This is a genomic window from Mesorhizobium erdmanii, from assembly GCF_013170725.1.
Classification (GTDB): Bacteria; Pseudomonadota; Alphaproteobacteria; order Rhizobiales; family Rhizobiaceae; genus Mesorhizobium; species Mesorhizobium erdmanii.
The window spans coordinates 1289183-1307104 of sequence record NZ_CP033361.1 but is presented as its reverse complement, the minus strand read 5'-3'; the positions used below and the strand labels follow the sequence as shown (position 1 = coordinate 1307104).

Genomic DNA, 17922 nt, shown 5'->3' with positions numbered 1-17922 from the left:
GGCAGCTTCTGCCCAGAACATTCGGAGGAAATGAAATGTCTGAGATTGTTGTCCGCCCACTCGCGCAGTCCGACCACGCCGACTGGAAGCGACTGTGGACCGACTACCTCACCTTCTACGAGACCAAGCTGCCGGAAGAGGTCTATGCCATCACCTGGAAGCGGCTGTTCACGACAGGTGAATTCGAGCCGAAGGGTTTTATCGCCACCCTCGACGGCAAGGCTGTCGGCCTCACCCACTATTTGTACCACCGCTCAGGCTGGGCGGAGAAAAACAACTGCTACCTGCAGGACCTGTTCGCCGACCCGGAGGTGCGCGGCAAGGGCATCGGCGCCGCGCTGATCAAGGCGGTGAAGGACACGGCTGAAAAAATCGGCGTCAAGAACGTCTACTGGATGACGCACGAGACCAACACCACCGCACGCAAGCTCTACGACCATGTGGCGCGCCGCACCGGCTTCATTGAGTATGATCTGCTGTAGATAGAACGATGTTCATCCCCTTCTTCCTCGAACTGAAGGCAGCGCGTGTTCCCGTTTCGCTCAGGGAATATCTGTCGCTGCTGGAGGGGTTGGAAGCCGGGCTGGTCGATTACGACGTCGAGGGTTTTTATTACCTCGCCCGCGCGGCACTGGTGAAGGACGAGCGCCATATCGACCGCTTCGACCAGGTGTTCGCGCATGTCTTCAAAGGCATTGAAGCGCTGGGCGGACCGGATGGGGTCGACGTCGCCAATATTCCCGAGGAATGGCTGCGCCGACTCGCCGAAAAGCACCTGACGGAAGAAGAGAAGAAACTGGTCGAGGCGCTGGGCGGCTTCGAGAAGCTGATGGAGACGTTGAAGCAGCGGCTCGAGGAGCAGAAGGGGCGTCATCAGGGCGGCTCGAAATGGATCGGCACCGGCGGCACCTCGCCTTTCGGCGCCTATGGCTACAATCCCGAAGGCGTTCGCATTGGCCAGCATGAAAGCCGCAACCGCCGCGCCGTGAAAGTCTGGGACAAGCGAGAGTTCAGGAATTTCGACGATGCGGTCGAACTCGGCACCCGCAACATCAAGATCGCGCTGAAGCGCTTGCGCCGCTGGGTGCGCGAGGGCGCGGAGGAAGAATTCGACCTGCCCGGCACCATCCATGCCACCGCCGAGCATGGCTATCTCGACGTGCGGACGCGGCCCGAACGGCGCAACGCCGTGAAGCTTTTGATGTTCTTCGATGTCGGCGGCTCGATGGACGACCACATCAAGAGCGTCGAGGAGCTGTTCTCGGCCGCCCGCGCCGAATTCCGGCAGCTTGAATATTTCTACTTCCACAACTGCCTCTACGAGGGCGTGTGGAAGGACAATCGCCGCCGCCATGCGGAGGTGATCCCGACATCAGACCTCCTCCACAAATACGGGCCCGACTACAAGGCGATCGTCGTCGGCGACGCCTCGATGAGCCCTTACGAGATCGCCCATCCCGGCGGCTCGGTCGAACACTGGAACCCGGAGGCCGGCGCCGTCTGGCTCGGCCGTCTGCTCCAGCAATGGCCGAACGCGGTCTGGCTCAACCCCGAGAGCGAAAAGAACTGGGGTTACACCCATTCCATCGCCATGATCCACGACATCTTCGGCGGCCGCATGTTTCCGCTGACGCTGGCCGGCCTGGAAGGCGCGACGAAGCAGCTTTCAAGGAAACACTGAGCAATTTCCGGAGCCATCATGACCTGTTTCCTCTGCCTGCAATGCGGTGTCCAGTTCGCCGCATCGGAGACGCCGCCGCAACGCTGTCTGATCTGCGAGGATGAGCGGCAGTTCGTGCGCTGGGAGGGGCAGGCGTGGATCACACCGCAAGACCTTGCGGCCGGACATAGGCTTGATGAGGGACGATGCCGGTGTGCTCGGCTTCGGCATCGAGCCACGCCTGGCCATCGGCCAGCGGGCGCAACTGGTGCAGACGCCCTATGGCAATGTGCTGTGGGATTGCATCCCGATGGTGAGCGACGAGGCTGTAGCCGAGATCGTCAGGCGCGGCGGCCTGGCGGCCATCGCCATCTCGCACTGCCACTTCTACTCGGCAATGGCCGAATGGAGCGACGCTTTCGGCGGCGTGCCGATCTATCTCCATGCCGACGACCGGCAGTGGATCATGCGGCCACATCCCTCGATCGTCAGCTGGCAAGGCGAGACGCTGACAATCAACCCCTCGCTGACCCTCATCCGCTGCGGCGGCCATTTTGCCGGCAGCCAGGTGCTGCATTGGAGGCGCAAAGGCGGCAACGCCCTGTTGACCGGCGACACCGTGCAGGTCACGCCGACCCGAAGGCATGTCAGCTTCATGTACAGCTATCCGAACCAGATTCCGCTCAATGCAACGGCCGTGCGCCGCATCGCGGCGGCGCTTGAACCATTCGACTTCGACGATGTCCGCGGCGCATGGTGGGATCTGAACATCATCGGCGGCGGAAAGGAATCAGTCGCCACTTCAGTTGCCCGCTATCTCGCGGCGATCGCCTGAGGAATCCTTGGCGGCCCGAGCGAAAATATGGGCAAATCCGTAACAAACGCCTATGTTGAAGCGAATATGAGGTTGCAACCAATAACGAGCCGCCAAGGCTGAGGAGATCAAATGGACACCCACACCTACCCTGTCACCCGCACCGATGCCGAATGGCGCGCCCGGCTGACGCCGGAGCAGTATGCGGTCATGCGCGGCCATGGCACCGAGCGGCCGGGAAGCTGCGCCCTGCTTTGTGAAAAGCGCGCCGGCACATTTTCCTGCGTTGGTTGCGACCAGCCGCTGTTCGAATCGAAGCTGAAGTTCGAGAGCGGCACCGGCTGGCCGAGCTTCAACGACCCGGTGCCCGGCTCTGTCGAGAACACCATCGACCGCAGCTACGGCATGGTCCGCACCGAATGCCACTGCGCCCGCTGCGGCAGCCACCTCGGCCATGTCTTCGAGGACGGCCCGCCGCCGACCGGCCTGCGCTATTGCATCAACGGCGTGGCGCTGAAATTCGATCCGGCCGCGTGACCGGTATCGGATGGCTTTCTGCAAAGGGCGGCTTCGGCCGCCCTTTTTCGCATACGAACCTCAGACCACCACCGTGGCGATGAGCCAGAGCGCCGAGCCCAGCATCATCAATGAAGCCTTGGCACCGTCGGATTTCTCAGCCGTTCGCCAGACCGCGACAATGAGAAAGACATTGTAGGGCACCGGTGCGAAATGCACCGCCAGCACGAGGCCGAGCGGCATCTTCAAACCAAGCAGGATGAGTGCAGCCGCGGACGAAGCAACGTTGATCCCGGTCCCGACCAGGATCATATCGCGCCAGAACAGCCGGTCGAGCGGCGCCCGGCCAAGCCAACGAAGGCGGAAGAAATCCGCGAACACTCAATCCTGCCCCAGCACGTCGGCAACCGCTCGCTCGACACGCGAGCATTCGCTCACCAGCCAGTCGGTCATGGCAGGCCAATTGTCCTCGGCATAGCAGTTCACCCGCCACATTGAATTGATGCCGAGGCCCTCGCAGCTTTGCTCCGGCCTGAGCTTCAGCCTGTCTTCGATCGCCGGTTGGAAGGGCTTCAGCCGCGACCAGCTGTCCGTGGCGCCGAACTTCTCGTTGCGGCCGAAGAAGACGCCGACATGGTTCTGCGCCGGCGCCACATACATGGAAAGGACCAGCGCGAAGTCGGGCAGCCCGCGCTGCCAGAACCAGGGTCCACGCCGCGCCAGCCGGGCTCTTTCTTCCGGATGCCGTTCAGCGAACAGCGACCAGAAGCCTCGATGGCGAAATTCCGAGGCGCGGCGGCCGCCGAAGTCGAATTCGCTCATGGTTCGATGCCGCTCCAGCATCACCCGTCAGGGGCTGCTTCGAAATTCGCTCTGGCGAACCCTACGATGGTGGCCGCCAGAATGGAATTTCAGACAGTCTCTACTCCATTCCGAGTGCGGCCATGTACAGGTCGAGGATGGCATCCTCTTCCTGGCGCTCGGCCTGGTCCTTCTTGCGCAGGCGGATGATGGTGCGGATCGCCTTGGTGTCGAAGCCGGTGCCCTTGGCCTCGGCGAACACTTCCTTGATGTCGTCGGCGATCGTCTTCTTCTCTTCCTCGAGCCGCTCGATGCGCTCGATCAGGGCACGCAGCTGGCCGGCGGCAACAGTCTGGCTGGTCTCGGTGATATCGTCGGCCATGTTTTTCTCCAATTGGCTCCGCGCCACGACTCGGGGAAAGACCGCGGCGAATTTGAGCCGGTTCGATGCCCGACCGGCGGCGGCGGGTCAAGCTGTTATCGAACAGCTCGCCAAGGGCTGCCGACAGAAGCCGACAGCCTGTCCGCTCCTTACGGGCTCTCAGTTGAAGGCGATCAGCAGATCCTTGGCATCGATCTGGTCGCCGGCCTTGACCAGCACCTCGGCGACGGTGCCGTCACGCTCGGCATGCAGCGCCGTCTCCATCTTCATCGCTTCGATGGAGAGCAGCACGTCGCCGGCCTTCACCGCCTGGCCGGCGGCCACCGAAAGCGCCGAGACCACGCCCGGCATCGGCGCGCCGACATGCGCCTCGTTGCCGGGCTCGGCCTTGCGGCGCGCCTTGGCGGCCGACGCGCCATGCGCCCGGTCCGGCACCTTGACGCGCCGCGGCTGGCCGTTGAGCTCGAAGAACACGGTGACCATGCCCTTGTCGTCGACATCGCCGATGGCCAGGCACCGCACCACCAGTGTCTTGCCCTTCTCGATGTCGACGAAGATTTCGTCTTCCGACTTCATGCCGTAGAAATAGGTCGGCGTCGGCAGCACGCTGACCGGGCCGTAGGTCTCCTGGGCGCCGGCAAAGTCGGTAAACACTTTCGGATACATCAGCCAGGAGGCGAATTCGTATTCCGAGAGCTTGCGCTCCAGCTTCTCCTCGATCTCCTTGCGGCTGGCCTTGAGATCGGCGGGCTTGAGCAGCGAGCCGGGCCGCGCCGTGATCGGCTTGTCGCCCTTCAGCGCCTTCTTCTGCAGCGCCGCCGGCCAGCCGCCGGGGGATTGTCCGAGATCGCCGCGCAGCATCGAGACCACAGAGTCCGGGAAGGCGATGTCCTTGGCCGGGTTCTCTACATCGGCGACGGTCAGGTCCTGGCTCACCATCATCAGCGCCATGTCGCCGACGACCTTGGACGACGGCGTCACCTTGACGATGTCGCCGAACATCAGGTTGACGTCATGATAGGTCTGAGCCACCTCGTGCCAGCGCGTCTCCAGCCCGAGCGAACGCGCCTGCTCCTTGAGGTTGGTGAACTGCCCGCCCGGCATCTCGTGCAGGTAGACCTCCGAGGCCGGCCCCTTCAAGTCGCTTTCGAAGGCGGCGTACTGGTTGCGCACCGCCTCCCAGTAGAACGAGATCTTGCGGATCCATTGCGGGTCGAGGCCCGGGTCGCGTTCCGTGCCCTTCAGCGCTTCGACGATCGAGCCGAGGCAAGGCTGCGACGTGTTGCCGGAAAAGGCATCCATCGCCGCGTCGATGGCGTCGACGCCGCTCTCCACCGCCGCCAGCACGGTCGCCGCCGACAGGCCCGACGTGTCGTGGGTATGGAAATGGATCGGCAGGTCGGTCGCCTCGCGCAGCGCCTTGAACAGTACGCGGGCGGCGGCCGGCTTCAGGAGGCCGGCCATATCCTTGACGGCGATAATGTGGGCGCCGGCAGCCTGCAATTCGCTGGCAAGACCGACATAATATTTCAGGTCGTACTTGGCGCGTGCTGGATCGAGAATGTCGCCAGTGTAGCACATCGCCGCCTCACACAGCTTGCCCTCGGCGCCGACCGCATCCATGGCGACGCGCATGTTCTCGACCCAGTTCAAGCAGTCGAAAACCCGGAACAGATCGATACCGCCGCTCGCTGCCTGCTTGACGAAATGCTGCACGACATTGTCGGGATAGTTGGTGTAGCCGACGCCGTTGGCGCCACGCAGCAGCATTTGCAGCAACAGATTGGGCGCCGCCTCCCGCACCTTGCCCAGCCGCTCCCACGGGTCCTCGGTGAGGAAGCGCATGGCGACGTCGAAGGTCGCGCCGCCCCAGCATTCCAGCGACAGTAGCTGCGGCAGCGCGCGCGCGTAGGTGCCGGCGATATTGGCGATGTCGTGCGTGCGCATGCGCGTGGCGAGCAGCGACTGGTGGCCGTCGCGCATCGTCGTGTCGGTGACCAGCACTTCCTTCTGCTCGCGCATCCAGCCGGCGAATTTCTTCGGGCCGAGCACGTCAAGCTTCTGCTTGCTGCCGCCCGGCACGTTGCCGTTGAGGTAAGGCACGACGGGAGCAGCCGCGTCGGCCTTCGGCATCGGCCGGCCGCGCGTCTCGGGATGGCCGTTGACACTGACGTCGGCCAGATAGTTGATGAGCTTGGTGGCGCGATCCTGGCGCTTGACCTGCTGGAACAGTTCCGGCGTCGTGTCGATGAACTTCGTCGTATAGGAATTGTCGGCGAAGCTCGGGTGGTTGATGATCGCTTCGAGGAAGGTGAGGTTGGTGGCGACGCCGCGGATGCGGAATTCGCGCAGCGCGCGGTTCATGCGGGCGATGGTCTCGGCCGGCGTCGGCGCCCACGCCGTCACCTTCTCCAGCAGCGGATCGTAGAAGCGGGTAATGACCGCGCCGGAATAGGCAGTGCCGCCGTCCAGCCGGATGCCGAAGCCGGTGGCGCCGCGATAGGCGGTGATGCGGCCATAGTCCGGGATGAAATTGTGCTCTGGATCCTCGGTGGTGATGCGGCACTGCAAGGCGTGGCCGTTCAGCCTGATATCCTTCTGCGCCGGCACGCCCGACTCCGACGTTCCGATGGCGAAGCCGTCGAGGATGTGGATCTGCGCCTTGACGATATCGATGCCGGTCACCTGCTCGGTGACGGTGTGCTCGACCTGGATGCGCGGGTTGACCTCGATGAAATAGAATTTTCCGGTATCGGCATCCTGCAGGAACTCCACCGTGCCGGCGCCGATATAGCTGGTCTCGCGCGCGATCTTCAGCGCGTAACCGCAAAGCTCCTCGCGCTGTGACATTTCGAGATAGGGTGCCGGCGCCCGCTCGACGACCTTCTGGTTGCGGCGCTGGATCGAGCAGTCGCGCTCGAACAGATGCACGACATTGCCGTGCGTGTCGCCAAGCACCTGCACCTCGACATGGCGGGCGCGCTCGATCAGCTTTTCGAGATAGACCTCGTCCTTGCCGAAAGCGGCTTTCGCCTCGCGCTTGCCTTCGGTGACCTCACGGGCGAGGTCGGCCTCTGCACGGATGGCGCGCATACCGCGTCCACCGCCGCCCCAAGACGCCTTCAGCATCACGGGATAGCCGATCTCCTTGGCCAGCTTCTTGACCGCCTCCATGTCGTCCGGCAACGGATCGGTGGCGGGAATGACAGGCACTCCGACCTCGATGGCCAGGTTGCGCGCCGCGACCTTGTTGCCGAGACGGCGCATCGTGTCCGGCTTCGGGCCGATGAAGGTGATGCCGGCTTGCGCGCAGGCGTCGGCGAATTCGGGGCTTTCCGACAGAAGCCCGTAGCCGGGGTGGATGGCATCGGCGCCCGAAAGCCTTGCAACTCGGATCACCTCCTCGATCGACAGATAACTCTCGATCGGTCCCATGTCCTTGCCGAGATGCGGGCCGCGCCCGACCTGATAGCTTTCGTCGGCCTTGAAGCGGTGCAGCGAATACTTGTCCTCCTCGGCCCAGATCGCCACGGTTTTGAGGCCCAGCTCGTTGGCCGCGCGGAAGACGCGGATGGCGATTTCTGACCGGTTGGCGACGAGTATCTTCGTGATGGCCAAGGATTGGGCTCCAGCAGCGGAAGGGACGGGAAATCGGTGCAATGATTAGCGTGAAAATGCTGCAGTGCAAACAAAATCAGCGCCGACTTAAACCGATTTAAATCAATTATCCGGCCAACACTCGCATGCTTCGGTCCGAACGGACGGAACAAGGACGACAATTTCGATCCTGGATGCGCTCTTGCCCGGCTGCGACGAGCTCGCAAGCAACGTCATCGGCCACCGGAACGCGCTAAAGAAAATGCCCGGCGCGGAGCGCCGGGCATCATGGATCTCAGACCTGTCTGAGCGGCTTATTTCGGGAACCAGGAATACTTGCCGTCGTCCTTCTTCTTCCACTCGTACATGATGTAGCCCGGCAGCTTCGGGTCGCCCTTGGCGTCATAGGCGAGATCGCCCAGAACGGTCGGGAACGGGCCGCTTTCATGCATGGCCTTGGCGACGGCCTGCGGGTCGTTCGTCTTGGCGGCGGTGGCTGCCTCGGCGACCACCTGCACGGCGGCGTAAGCGTAGAGCGTGTAGGCTTCCGGCTCGAAGCCCTGCGCACGGAACTTCTCGACGAGTTCCTTGTTGGCCGGGATCAGGCGCGGATCGGGTCCGAACGTGTTGAGCGTACCGGCGACGGCGTCGCCCGCGATCGCGGCGAGTTCGTCGGTGACGATGCCGTCACCCGACATCATCGTTGCCTTGAGGCCCTGGTCCGCCGACTGGCGGATGATCAGACCGGCTTCGGTGTGCAGGCCGCCCCAGTAGATCAGGGTGACGCCGGCTTCCTTCATCTTGGCGATCAGCGCCGAGAAGTCCTTGTCGCCGACATTGACGCCTTCATACATCACTTCCGTGACGCCGGCGGCATTCATCGCCTTCTTGGTTTCGTCGGCAAGGCCCTGACCATAAGGGGTCTTGTCGTGCACGACGGCGACCTTGGCGTCCTTGAAATTCGCGGCGATATAAGCGCCGGCGATGCTGCCCTGCTGATCGTCGCGTCCGCAGGTGCGGAACACGTTCCACAGGCCACGCTCGGTGAACTTCGGGTTGGTCGCGGCTGGCGTGATTTCGACGATGTTGTTTTCAGCGTAGACTTCCGAGGCCGGGATCGACACGCCCGAGTTGAAGTGGCCGATCACGAACTTGACGCCGTCGCCGACGAACTTGTTGGCGACCGAGATGCCCTGCTTCGGGTCGGAGACGTCGTCGCCGACTTCGAGCTTGATCTTCTCGCCGTTGATGCCGCCCTTGGCATTGATCTCGGCGACCGCTGCCTCTGCGCCCTTCTGCAACTGGGCGCCGAAGGCCGCGTTCGGACCGGTGATCGGGCCGGCGACACCGAACATTACATCAGCCCACGCGTTGCCGCCGAACGCGACAAGCGCGGTCAGGGCCACGGCGGACAAAAGTGACTTTTTCATTTAAACGCTCCCATTAACGGAGTGGGCGTGGATGAAGCTTTCATGCGATGCCCACCCTTATCGCAGAAAGCATAGTTTGCCGATTTTCAGGCACTTGTCACGCCGATTCATCCCTGACGCGGCGTTAATGATGAACGTCAACCTTTCGGTTTCCAGCTCAAGATTGAAGCTCTTTCGTAGAGCCAATTATATTGTGTGACCATCTGGTTGGTTCGTGTGTATTGATAGCCGACGAAGCCCAGTATCATCAGCACGATGGTATCGATGATATAGTAATGCAGCGAGAACATCGTGCCGTTGAACAGCGCATGATGGATGAAGCGGATGCCGATGCCGAGCCCGAGCATATAGGCGAACAGCTGCGGGAAGCTGCGCCAAGTCTGGGCGCTGGCCTTGCCGGTCATCCATGCCGCCCAGCCACCGAGCAGACAGGTGACGAAGAAGAACTGCCAGATCGACGGTTCCTCGTAGAGAATGCCTTGCATGGTGAAGACTCCTGAACTCAGTGATGTCCGCCTTCGAGATAGGCGGCGCGCACTTCCGGATTGGCGAGCAGCTCCTTGCCGGTGCCGCTCATCGTCACATTGCCGTTGACCATGACGTAGCCGCGCGTCGCGAGCTTGAGCGCGCCGAACGCGTTCTGCTCGACAAGGAACACGGTCAGCCCTTGCGTGCGGTTCAGCTCGCGGATGGCGTCGAAGATCTGCTTGACGATCAGCGGCGCCAGCCCCAGCGACGGCTCGTCGAGCAGAAGCAGCTTCGGGCGCGCCATCAGCGCGCGTCCGATCGACAGCATCTGCTGCTCGCCGCCCGACAGCGTACCGCCGCGCTGCGCGATACGCTCCTTGAGCCGCGGAAACAGCGTGAACACTTTCTCGACGTCCTCGTCATAGTGCTTGAGGTTGTCGAGGCTGGCGCCCATCTGCAGGTTTTCCATCACCGTCATGCGCGGGAAGATGCGGCGACCCTCCGGCGACTGGGCGATCCGCATGCGTGCGATCTCATGCGTCGGCAACTGGGTGATGTCGGTGCCAGCGAAGGTAATGGTGCCCGTGCGGGCGCGCGGCGCCCCGAAAATGGTCATCATCAGCGTCGATTTGCCGGCGCCGTTAGCGCCGATCAGCGCCACGATCTCGCCTTCCTTGACGGTGACATCGACACCGTTCAGGGCACGGATATTGCCGTAGTATGTCTGTACGCCCTTGATATCGAGCAGGGTTGTCCCGGCCATTATTTGCCCCCTCCACGCTTGCCCGACACGGGCTTGGCCGCGGCCTTACCCGAAGCCGCATTCGCGGTCTTCGCTGTCCCACTGCCGGTCTTTGCCGAAGCATGGCTGGTCGCCACCTTGCCGGCATCGACGCGGCGCGAGAACGCCGTATCCTTGCCCTGACCGAGCAGCTTGGCCTGTTTGACCCACTCCTCGCGCGCGATGCGGCCGTCAAAGGCGAGATAGGCTTCGGCGGCCTCGACGTCGGCCTTCTTCCAGGCACCGATCTGGTCGAAATGGAAGATGCCGTGTTCGTTGAGCTTCTTCTCGTTGACCGTGCCGATGCCCTTGATGCGGGTCAAATTGTCGGCCTTGCCGCCACGCGGGGCATCGAGACGGTTCGAAATGCCTTCCGCCTTTGCCTTAGGCGCCTTGGCGGCGGTTTTCTTCGGTGCCGCTTTCGCCGCGCCAACCTTCGCGGCTGGCTTGGATGGGGTCTGCGAGGCGACAGGCCTGCTGGCCACGGTCGCCGCGCGGGCATCGACCTGCTCCGCCTTGGAGGCCCCCTTCGACACCGTGACGCGCTCGCCGTCGCTGTGCCCGACGGTGTCGCTCACCGGTCCGGCCAGGTATGACGACGACGTCCCCGGGCCATGCGCGGCATCCGGGCCTATGTCGAGCTGCTCGATGACATCCTCGTCGCCGACCTCGGTCAGCACGGTCTCGACCTCCTCGTCGTCGACGCCGAGATAGGCGGCGATGACGCGCGGATCGGTGCGCACGGACTGCGGGCTGCCGTCGGAGATCTTGCGGCCATATTCCAGCACCACGACATGGTCGGAAATCTGCATGACCACCGACATGTCGTGCTCGATCAGGAGGATCGAGGCGCCCGACGTGTTCTTGATGTCCATCAACAGCGTATTGAGCGCCAGCGATTCCTTCGGGTTGAGGCCGGCCGCCGGTTCATCGAGACACAGAAGCTCCGGCCCGGTGCACATCGCGCGCGCGATCTCGAGGCGCCGCTGCGCGCCGTAGGGCAGATCGCCGGCCGGATCGTCGGCACGATCGACGAGGTCGGCCTTCTCCAGCCAATGCTTGGCCAGGTCGATCGACTCGGCGGATGCCTTGCGATAGCTCGAGAAACCGAACAGGCCGAGCATCGTATAGCCCGACGCCTTCATCAGCTTGTTGTGCTGTGCAACCAAAAGGTTCTCCAGCAGCGTCATGCCCGAGAAAAGGCGTATGTTCTGGAAGGTACGCGCCACCTTGGCGCGCGCCGGGATTTCATGGTTGGGCAGCCGTTCGAGCAGGTACTTCGAACCATCGGCCCGGTTGAGCGTGATCATGCCCTCGGACGGCTTGTAGAAACCCGTGATGCAGTTGAACACGGTGGTCTTGCCGGCGCCGTTCGGGCCGATCAGCGCGGTGATCTCGCCGCGCTTGGCGGTGAAGGACAGGTCGCCGATGGCGACCAGGCCGCCGAACTTCATCGACAGATGATCGACCTGCAGGATGGCGTCGTTCATGCCCGGATTGGTCCCCTGAATCGAGCTCGCATTCATCAGCCGTGGCCCTCCTTGGTGAAGGAACTGGAGACAGCCCTTCGCTCCTTGAGGAACGCGGTCGGTTCACGACTGCCGACGAAACCGCGCGGCTTCCACAGCATGACGATGACCATGGCCATGCCGAACAACAGCATGCGGTAAAGTTCCGGCGTGAAATCGGGCCCGAACACCGCCTTGAGGAAATCGAGTTCGCGCAGGATTTCGGTTCCGCCGATCATCACCAGTGCCGCGATGGCAATGCCGACCAGCGAGCCCATGCCGCCGAGCACGACGATGGCCAGGATGATCGCCGATTCCAGGAAGACGAAGGATTCGGGACTGACAAAGCCTTGCCGGGCGGCGAAGAACGAACCGGCAAAACCGCCGAACATGGCGCCGGTGGCAAAGGCCGTCAGCTTGGTCGTCGTGGTGTTGATGCCGAGCGAGCGGCAGGCGATCTCATCTTCGCGCAGGGCTTCCCAGGCGCGGCCGACCGGCAGCCGCCGCAGCCGGATGGTGACGAAGGCGGTGAGCAGGCAGAGCGCAAGGATGAGGTAATAGAGGAAGATCTTGTAGTAGGCGCCGGACTGGGCAATGCCGAGAACCTTGGCGATGTAATTCGGGTCCGAGACGTTGAACGACATCAGGCCGAAGAAGGAAACCTTCGGTATGCCGGAAATGCCGGCCGAGCCGTTGGTCACGTCGCGCCAGTTGATCAGCACGAGCCGGATGATTTCACCGAAGGCCAGCGTCACGATCGCCAGATAGTCGCCCCGCAGGCGCAGCACCGGGAACCCCAGCAGCACGCCCCAGAAGGCGGCCATGCAGCCCGCGGCCGGCAGCAGGATCCAGAACGACAGGCCGAAATGCGTGCCGAGCAGCGCATAGGCATAGGCGCCGACCGCGTAGAAGGCGACATAACCGAGGTCGAGCAGGCCGGCGAGGCCGACGACGATGTTCAACCCCCAGGCCAGCATCACATAGATCAGGATCTGGATGCCGAAATTGTCGACCCACTTCAGCGAGCCCTGAAAGCCGACCAGCAGGACGATGACGATCGGATACAACAGAAGGACGCCGATGCCGATCTTGGTGAAGTTGCGGCGCACGAAGCCTGCTTCCGTCGCAACGGCGGGAGCCTTGGCCTTCTCCTCCTTGGCACGCGCCATCGCCGGCTGCGCGAAACCGACATAGAGGAAGCGTCCGACAGCCGTGGCGATGACCACGGCGGCCAGCAGGCCCCAGCGCTGCACCAGGACAAGTTCGTTGGAGATGTTCTGATCGGTCTTGAGGCCGATGAACAGCACGAACAGGCCAAGCGCGATGGCGCCGGCATAGAGCGCTTCCCGAAGGGCGCGTTGCATGGGGGTGGCGACGACGTCGCGTTCCGGAGAAACGGTAACGGCCATGGGTCTCAGACCTTTTCGACTTCAGGCCGGCCCAGAATGCCGGAAGGCAGGAAGATCAGCACGATGGCCAGGATCGAGAACGCCGCGACGTCCTTGTAGTCGATCGAGAAATAGGCCGACCACATGCTCTCGATGAAGCCGATCAGCAGTCCGCCGAGCACGGCACCCGGCAGCGAGCCGATACCGCCGAGCACCGCGGCGGTGAACGCCTTCACGCCCGGCACGAAGCCATCGGAGAAGGCCACCACGCCATAGTACATCAGGAACAGCGTGCCGGCGACGGCCGCAAGCGAGGCACCCATGATGAAGGTGATCGAGATGGTGCGGTCGACGTCGATGCCGAGCAATGCCGCCATCTTGCGGTCCTGCTCGCAGGCGCGTTGCGCCCGGCCGAGCGAGGTCTTGTTGACCAGGTACCAGAACAGCGCCAGCAGCAGCGCGGTGACGATGACGATGATGATCTGCTTCAGCGACACGCTGATGCCGTTGATGTCGTACACCTTCGACACCATCGGCGGGATCGGCTTGTTGCGCGGCCCCTGCGTCACCTGGACGAAGTTGGACAGCGCGATCGACATGCCGATGGCGGTGATCAGCGGCGCCAGCCGGAACGAACCGCGCAGCGGCCGGTAGGCCACCTTTTCGATCGTCCAGTTGTAGAGGCTGGTGAGCAGCATCGCCACGATCATCATGATCAGCAGAGCGATGACCACGGGCACCGAATAGAACAGCGCGCTGAGGATGAGGAAAACGATCAGCGCCGTGAAGGCGCCCACCATGAAAATGTCGCCATGGGCGAAGTTGATCATGCCGATGATGCCGTAGACCATCGTGTAGCCGATTGCGATCAGCCCATAGATCGATCCCAGCGTCAGCCCGTTGATAAGCTGCTGGACAAAGTACTGCATGTGTACATGGCTCCCCTGGAATGTCGCCCATGCAGACGCATTCCTTTTCGTATTTCCCCTAGTCGTAAAGTTTCGAGGCCGGATTGCAACGTGATTTTTTTGATCGCCCCGCGTGTTCCCGATTCACGTCGTTCCGATCGCCTGTTTTTTGTATTCGACCCCTGGACTATCGCGGACCCTATCATTGGCATAACGCAATGTCTTTGACGATTCGACCGCATCATGCGCCCCGTTTCGAAGAAACCGCCGTAAAAATTAGGTGATAGGACGAATCGTTGCGTTCCTGACATGCTTCGCTTTTTCGTCACAATGCTTTCCGTAAGGGCAGGATTCTTGCTACTTGACCACGAAACCATGCGCGAACGGATCGCGGTCGTCGATGAAGATCGTGTTCAGTCCGGTCATCCGCGCCCAGCCGCCGATCGAGGGAATGATCGCCGGCTTGCCCGCGACAGTGACCTCCTTTTCGACCTTGCCCTTGAACAGCGAGCCGATGATCGATTCATGCACGAAGGCGTCGCCGGCCTTGAGCTTGCCCTTGGCATGGAGCTGCGCCATGCGCGCCGAGGTGCCCGTGCCGCACGGCGAGCGGTCGATGGCCTTGTCGCCGTAGAAGACGGCGTTGCGGGCGTCGGCCCCTTCCACCGTCGGCTTGCCGGTCCACAGCATGTGCGACAGCCGGTTGATGCCGGGGTTTTCCGGATGCACGAAAGAGTATTTCTCGTTCAGCCGCTGCCGCACCACCGGGCTCCAGGCGATGAGGTCGCCGGCTGAGTGGTCCGCCATGTCGCGAAAGTTCGCCTGCGGCTCGACGATGGCGTAGAAATTGCCGCCATAGGCGACATCGACAATGATCTCGCCGAGCCCGGGGCATTCGACCGTCAGGCCTTCGGCATGAAGGAACGACGGCACGTTGGTGATGCGCACCTCTTCGACATATTCGCCGACCTGTTTGTATTCGGCGATGACCAGCCCGGCCGGCGTGTCGAGCCTCAGCACACCGGGCGTCTTCGGCTTGATCAGTCCGTGCTCGATGGCCATCGTCACCGTGCCTATGGTGCCGTGCCCGCACATCGGCAGGCAGCCCGAGGTCTCGATGAACAGGATCGCGATATCGCAATCCTCGCGCGTCGGCGGATAGAGGATCGAGCCGGACATCACGTCATGACCGCGCGGCTCGAACATCAGCCCGGTACGGATCCAGTCATACTCGGCGAGGAAATGCGCGCGCCGTTCCATCATCGTCGAGCCATCGAGCAGCGGGCCGCCGCCGGCGACCAGCCGCACCGGATTGCCGCAGGTGTGGCCGTCGATGCAGAAGAAGGATTTCTTGGCCATGTCGCTCCTCGAAGAATTCAAAAACGTTGCGGGCTGAAGGGGGCCAGATCAACAGGCGGACTCTGCCCCAGGACGAGTTCCCGGATCAATCGTCCTGTTGCCGCCGCCTGGGTCAGGCCGAGATGGCCGTGGCCGAAGGCATAGACCACCGACGGGCTTGCCAGCGCCTTGCCGATGACAGGCACCGAATCGGGCAGCGAAGGCCGGAACCCCATCCATTCGCGTCCACCCGAGGGATCGAGCCCCGGCAGGAATGCCTGCGCCTTGTGCAGTAGTGCTTTCGACCTGTCGTAGTTGGGCTGCCGCTCGATGCCGCCGAGTTCGACGGCGCCGCCGACACGCAGGCCCGTTTCGAGCGGCGTGACGACGAAGCCATGGCCGGAGAAGATCAGCATCCGCTTCACGTCGAAGGCGCTCTTCGGCAAGGTCGTGTTGTAGCCGCGCTCGGTTTCCAGCGGAATGCGGTCGCCTAGCTGTCGCGCCAGCCGATGCGACCAGGCGCCGGCCGCGACGACGAGACGCCTGGCATGCCTGGTCGTGCCGTCGGCCAGCGTCAGTGTGGCGCCATCCTGGTCCGCCGCCACCTGGTCGATGCGGGCCATTTCAAAGCGGGCGCCCTTGGTCTCGGCGTAAGCCCACACCGCCTTGCCGAGCAGCTTTGGATCGGCAACCGTCTTCCAGCCCGGCACGAAGGTTCCCTTGACGAAGCATGGTGACATGCCTGGCTGCAGCGCCGCCAGTTCCTCGCCCTCGACATGACGGAAGCCGATGCCGAAACGCTCGCGCGCCGCCCAGCCGGATAGTCCAGCGCGAAACTCGGCCTCGCTCTCGTAGAGTTCCAGCGAGCCGTCCTCGCGCAGCATCGACCGCGTGCCGGAACGATCGAGCAAGCCCATCCACTCCGCCTCGGCGAGCATCATCATGGCGGCCTGGGCGGCAAGGCTGGCCTCGTATTTCGCCGGCGCGCCGGCGCGCCAGAAGCGGATCAGCCACGGCAGCAGCTGCGGCAGGTAGGTCGGCGGAATGCTCAGCGGGCCAAGCGGATCGGCCAGCCATTTCGGCAGGTTCTTGATCATGCCCTTGTGCGCCAGCGGCAGCACGTCGGAGAAGGCGAAGGCGGCGGCGTTGCCGGAACTCGTCTCTTCGCAGATACCGGTGCGGTCGAAGAGCGTGACATCCAGGCCTGCCTCGGCGAGGAAGGCGGCCGCGCAGATGCCGATGATGCCGCCGCCGATGATGGCGACGCCTTCTCCCTGTTCACGGGGAGAAGGCGCCTCAAGGGCGGATGGGGAGCGGAGCCCCGCTTCCCCCGATCTGGAATCCTGCTGCACGTCTGCTGCTGCCCCTATTCGGCCGCTACCATCTGCTCCGCTGGTCGAGAAGTACTCTCAAACGACGGCAACTTCGGACGCACCGCCAGCGCATCCCGGACGATTTTTTCCACCGCCTTGCGGCGCTCGCCCGACAGCGGCTGGCGCGGCATGCGCACACGGTCATTGGTATCGATTGCCAGCACTTCGGCAAGCTTGATGTTCTGTACCAGATAGGTCGAGACGTCGAGGTCGAGCAGCGGCCGGAACCAGCGGTAGATGGCAAACGCCTCCTCGCGCCGGCCCTGTTTCATCAGCTGGTAGATGGCGACGGTCTCGCGCGGAAAGGCGGTGACCAGGCCGGCCACCCAGCCGATGGCGCCGACCGACAGCGCCTCGAAGGCGAGATTGTCGACGCCGGTGAACAGATCGTAGCGGTCGCCAAGCCGGTTGATGATCTCGGTCGAGCGCCTGATATCGTCTGAGGATTCCTTGATGGCGACGAAGCGTCTGTCCGATGCCAGCTCCTCCATCTGGTCGACGGTGACGTCGACACGGTAGGCGAGCCGGTTGGAATAGATCATCACCGGCAGGTCGCCGGCCTCGGCGACCGCGCGCAGCGCCGCAACCGTCTCTTCCGGGTTGGTGTGATAGATCGGGCTCGGCACCACCATCAGCCCATTGGCGCCTTCCTTGGCGGCGCGCCTGGCGATGCTGGCCGCCTCGCGGGTTCCCGCTTCATTGACCGTCATCAGTACCGGCTTCCTGCCTGCGACCTTCTGCGCCGTCTTCAGCACCTCGATCTTCTCGTCAGGCGACAGCATCGGCCCCTCGCCGAGCGAACCGCAGACGATGATGCCGTCGCAGCCGGCCTCCATCTGCAGGCCGAAGCAGCGCTCCATTTCGGCATGGTCGAGCCGGTCGTCGGCGGTGAATTTGGTCGTGACGGCGGGGAAAACTCCGGTCCACATGATCATTGCTCCATCTGATATATCAGTCG

16 protein-coding genes and 1 pseudogene are annotated in these 17922 nt (G+C 63.1%); 4 read left to right on the top strand and 13 right to left on the bottom strand.

Annotation, left to right across the window (positions count from 1 at the left end; translation table 11 throughout):
• Positions 1–35 precede the first annotated feature (35 nt).
• The 4 genes and pseudogenes from EB233_RS06220 (at position 36) to msrB (ending at position 3011) form a co-directional block, all read left to right on the top strand.
• Positions 36–482, top strand: a complete 447-nt coding sequence (locus EB233_RS06220; protein WP_064991185.1) for a GNAT family N-acetyltransferase — start codon at positions 36–38, stop codon at positions 480–482.
• A gap of 8 nt (positions 483–490) precedes the next feature.
• On the top strand, positions 491–1681 hold the full coding sequence (locus EB233_RS06215) for a vWA domain-containing protein (protein ID WP_064991184.1): 1191 nt from the start codon (positions 491–493) through the stop codon (positions 1679–1681).
• A gap of 18 nt (positions 1682–1699) precedes the next feature.
• Positions 1700–2495, top strand: a pseudogene (locus tag EB233_RS06210) (MBL fold metallo-hydrolase).
• Positions 2496–2606: 111 nt separating this feature from the next.
• Positions 2607–3011, top strand: a complete 405-nt coding sequence (gene msrB, locus EB233_RS06205) for a peptide-methionine (R)-S-oxide reductase MsrB (protein ID WP_064991183.1) — start codon at positions 2607–2609, stop codon at positions 3009–3011.
• Between the two features lie 60 nt (positions 3012–3071).
• On the opposite strand, the gene EB233_RS06200 is transcribed toward msrB, so the two are convergent.
• The 13 genes from EB233_RS06200 to EB233_RS06140 all read right to left on the bottom strand — a co-directional run bounded on the left by EB233_RS06200 (position 3072) and on the right by EB233_RS06140 (position 17893).
• A complete protein-coding gene (locus EB233_RS06200) occupies positions 3072–3371 on the bottom strand; it encodes a hypothetical protein (protein ID WP_064991182.1) in 300 nt (99 codons plus the stop codon).
• Positions 3372–3812 carry a hypothetical protein gene (locus EB233_RS06195; protein ID WP_027053013.1) on the bottom strand — a complete coding sequence of 147 codons (441 nt, stop codon included), beginning with the start codon at positions 3810–3812 and terminating at the stop codon, positions 3372–3374.
• 100 nt (positions 3813–3912) lie between these two features.
• On the bottom strand, positions 3913–4173 hold the full coding sequence (locus EB233_RS06190) for a DUF2312 domain-containing protein (protein WP_027053014.1): 261 nt from the start codon (positions 4171–4173) through the stop codon (positions 3913–3915).
• A 159-nt stretch (positions 4174–4332) separates the two neighbouring features.
• On the bottom strand, positions 4333–7791 hold the full coding sequence (gene pyc / locus EB233_RS06185; RefSeq protein WP_064991181.1) for a pyruvate carboxylase: 3459 nt from the start codon (positions 7789–7791) through the stop codon (positions 4333–4335).
• A gap of 293 nt (positions 7792–8084) precedes the next feature.
• The gene (locus tag EB233_RS06180) at positions 8085–9200 is read right to left on the bottom strand and encodes a branched-chain amino acid ABC transporter substrate-binding protein (RefSeq protein WP_064991180.1); all 1116 of its coding nucleotides are present in this window, start codon (positions 9198–9200) and stop codon (positions 8085–8087) included.
• A gap of 137 nt (positions 9201–9337) precedes the next feature.
• A complete protein-coding gene (locus EB233_RS06175; protein ID WP_064991179.1) occupies positions 9338–9685 on the bottom strand; it encodes a DUF6867 family protein in 348 nt (115 codons plus the stop codon).
• A 17-nt stretch (positions 9686–9702) separates the two neighbouring features.
• On the bottom strand, positions 9703–10431 hold the full coding sequence (locus tag EB233_RS06170; RefSeq protein ID WP_027053018.1) for an ABC transporter ATP-binding protein: 729 nt from the start codon (positions 10429–10431) through the stop codon (positions 9703–9705).
• Positions 10431–11975, bottom strand: coding sequence for an ATP-binding cassette domain-containing protein (locus tag EB233_RS06165; RefSeq protein ID WP_064991178.1), 1545 nt, complete (start codon positions 11973–11975; stop codon positions 10431–10433). Before EB233_RS06165 ends, EB233_RS06170 begins: the two co-directional genes overlap by 1 nt.
• Positions 11975–13366, bottom strand: coding sequence for a high-affinity branched-chain amino acid ABC transporter permease LivM (livM, locus tag EB233_RS06160; protein WP_064991177.1), 1392 nt, complete (start codon positions 13364–13366; stop codon positions 11975–11977). Before livM ends, EB233_RS06165 begins: the two co-directional genes overlap by 1 nt.
• 5 nt (positions 13367–13371) lie before the next feature.
• Positions 13372–14274, bottom strand: a complete 903-nt coding sequence (locus tag EB233_RS06155; protein WP_064991176.1) for a branched-chain amino acid ABC transporter permease — start codon at positions 14272–14274, stop codon at positions 13372–13374.
• Between the two features lie 336 nt (positions 14275–14610).
• On the bottom strand, positions 14611–15612 hold the full coding sequence (locus EB233_RS06150; RefSeq protein WP_064991175.1) for a 4-hydroxyproline epimerase: 1002 nt from the start codon (positions 15610–15612) through the stop codon (positions 14611–14613).
• A gap of 17 nt (positions 15613–15629) precedes the next feature.
• Positions 15630–16943 carry an NAD(P)/FAD-dependent oxidoreductase gene (locus EB233_RS06145; protein WP_064991174.1) on the bottom strand — a complete coding sequence of 438 codons (1314 nt, stop codon included), beginning with the start codon at positions 16941–16943 and terminating at the stop codon, positions 15630–15632.
• 14 nt (positions 16944–16957) lie between these two features.
• On the bottom strand, positions 16958–17893 hold the full coding sequence (locus tag EB233_RS06140) for a dihydrodipicolinate synthase family protein (RefSeq protein ID WP_064991261.1): 936 nt from the start codon (positions 17891–17893) through the stop codon (positions 16958–16960).
• Positions 17894–17922 lie beyond the last annotated feature (29 nt).

What these genes read in the sequence shown, in the direction of transcription:
- EB233_RS06220 (WP_064991185.1), top strand. Translation starts at nt 36, where the DNA reads ATGTCTGAGATTGTTGTCCGCCCACTCGCGCAGTCCGACCACGCCGAC.
- EB233_RS06215 (WP_064991184.1), top strand. Translation starts at nt 491, where the DNA reads ATGTTCATCCCCTTCTTCCTCGAACTGAAGGCAGCGCGTGTTCCCGTT.
- msrB (WP_064991183.1), top strand. Translation starts at nt 2,607, where the DNA reads ATGGACACCCACACCTACCCTGTCACCCGCACCGATGCCGAATGGCGC.
- EB233_RS06195 (WP_027053013.1), bottom strand. Translation starts at nt 3,812, where the DNA reads ATGAGCGAATTCGACTTCGGCGGCCGCCGCGCCTCGGAATTTCGCCAT.
- EB233_RS06190 (WP_027053014.1), bottom strand. Translation starts at nt 4,173, where the DNA reads ATGGCCGACGATATCACCGAGACCAGCCAGACTGTTGCCGCCGGCCAG.
- EB233_RS06180 (WP_064991180.1), bottom strand. Translation starts at nt 9,200, where the DNA reads ATGAAAAAGTCACTTTTGTCCGCCGTGGCCCTGACCGCGCTTGTCGCG.
- EB233_RS06175 (WP_064991179.1), bottom strand. Translation starts at nt 9,685, where the DNA reads ATGCAAGGCATTCTCTACGAGGAACCGTCGATCTGGCAGTTCTTCTTC.
- EB233_RS06170 (WP_027053018.1), bottom strand. Translation starts at nt 10,431, where the DNA reads ATGGCCGGGACAACCCTGCTCGATATCAAGGGCGTACAGACATACTAC.
- EB233_RS06165 (WP_064991178.1), bottom strand. Translation starts at nt 11,975, where the DNA reads ATGAATGCGAGCTCGATTCAGGGGACCAATCCGGGCATGAACGACGCC.
- livM (WP_064991177.1), bottom strand. Translation starts at nt 13,366, where the DNA reads ATGGCCGTTACCGTTTCTCCGGAACGCGACGTCGTCGCCACCCCCATG.
- EB233_RS06155 (WP_064991176.1), bottom strand. Translation starts at nt 14,274, where the DNA reads ATGCAGTACTTTGTCCAGCAGCTTATCAACGGGCTGACGCTGGGATCG.
- EB233_RS06150 (WP_064991175.1), bottom strand. Translation starts at nt 15,612, where the DNA reads ATGGCCAAGAAATCCTTCTTCTGCATCGACGGCCACACCTGCGGCAAT.
- EB233_RS06140 (WP_064991261.1), bottom strand. Translation starts at nt 17,893, where the DNA reads ATGTGGACCGGAGTTTTCCCCGCCGTCACGACCAAATTCACCGCCGAC.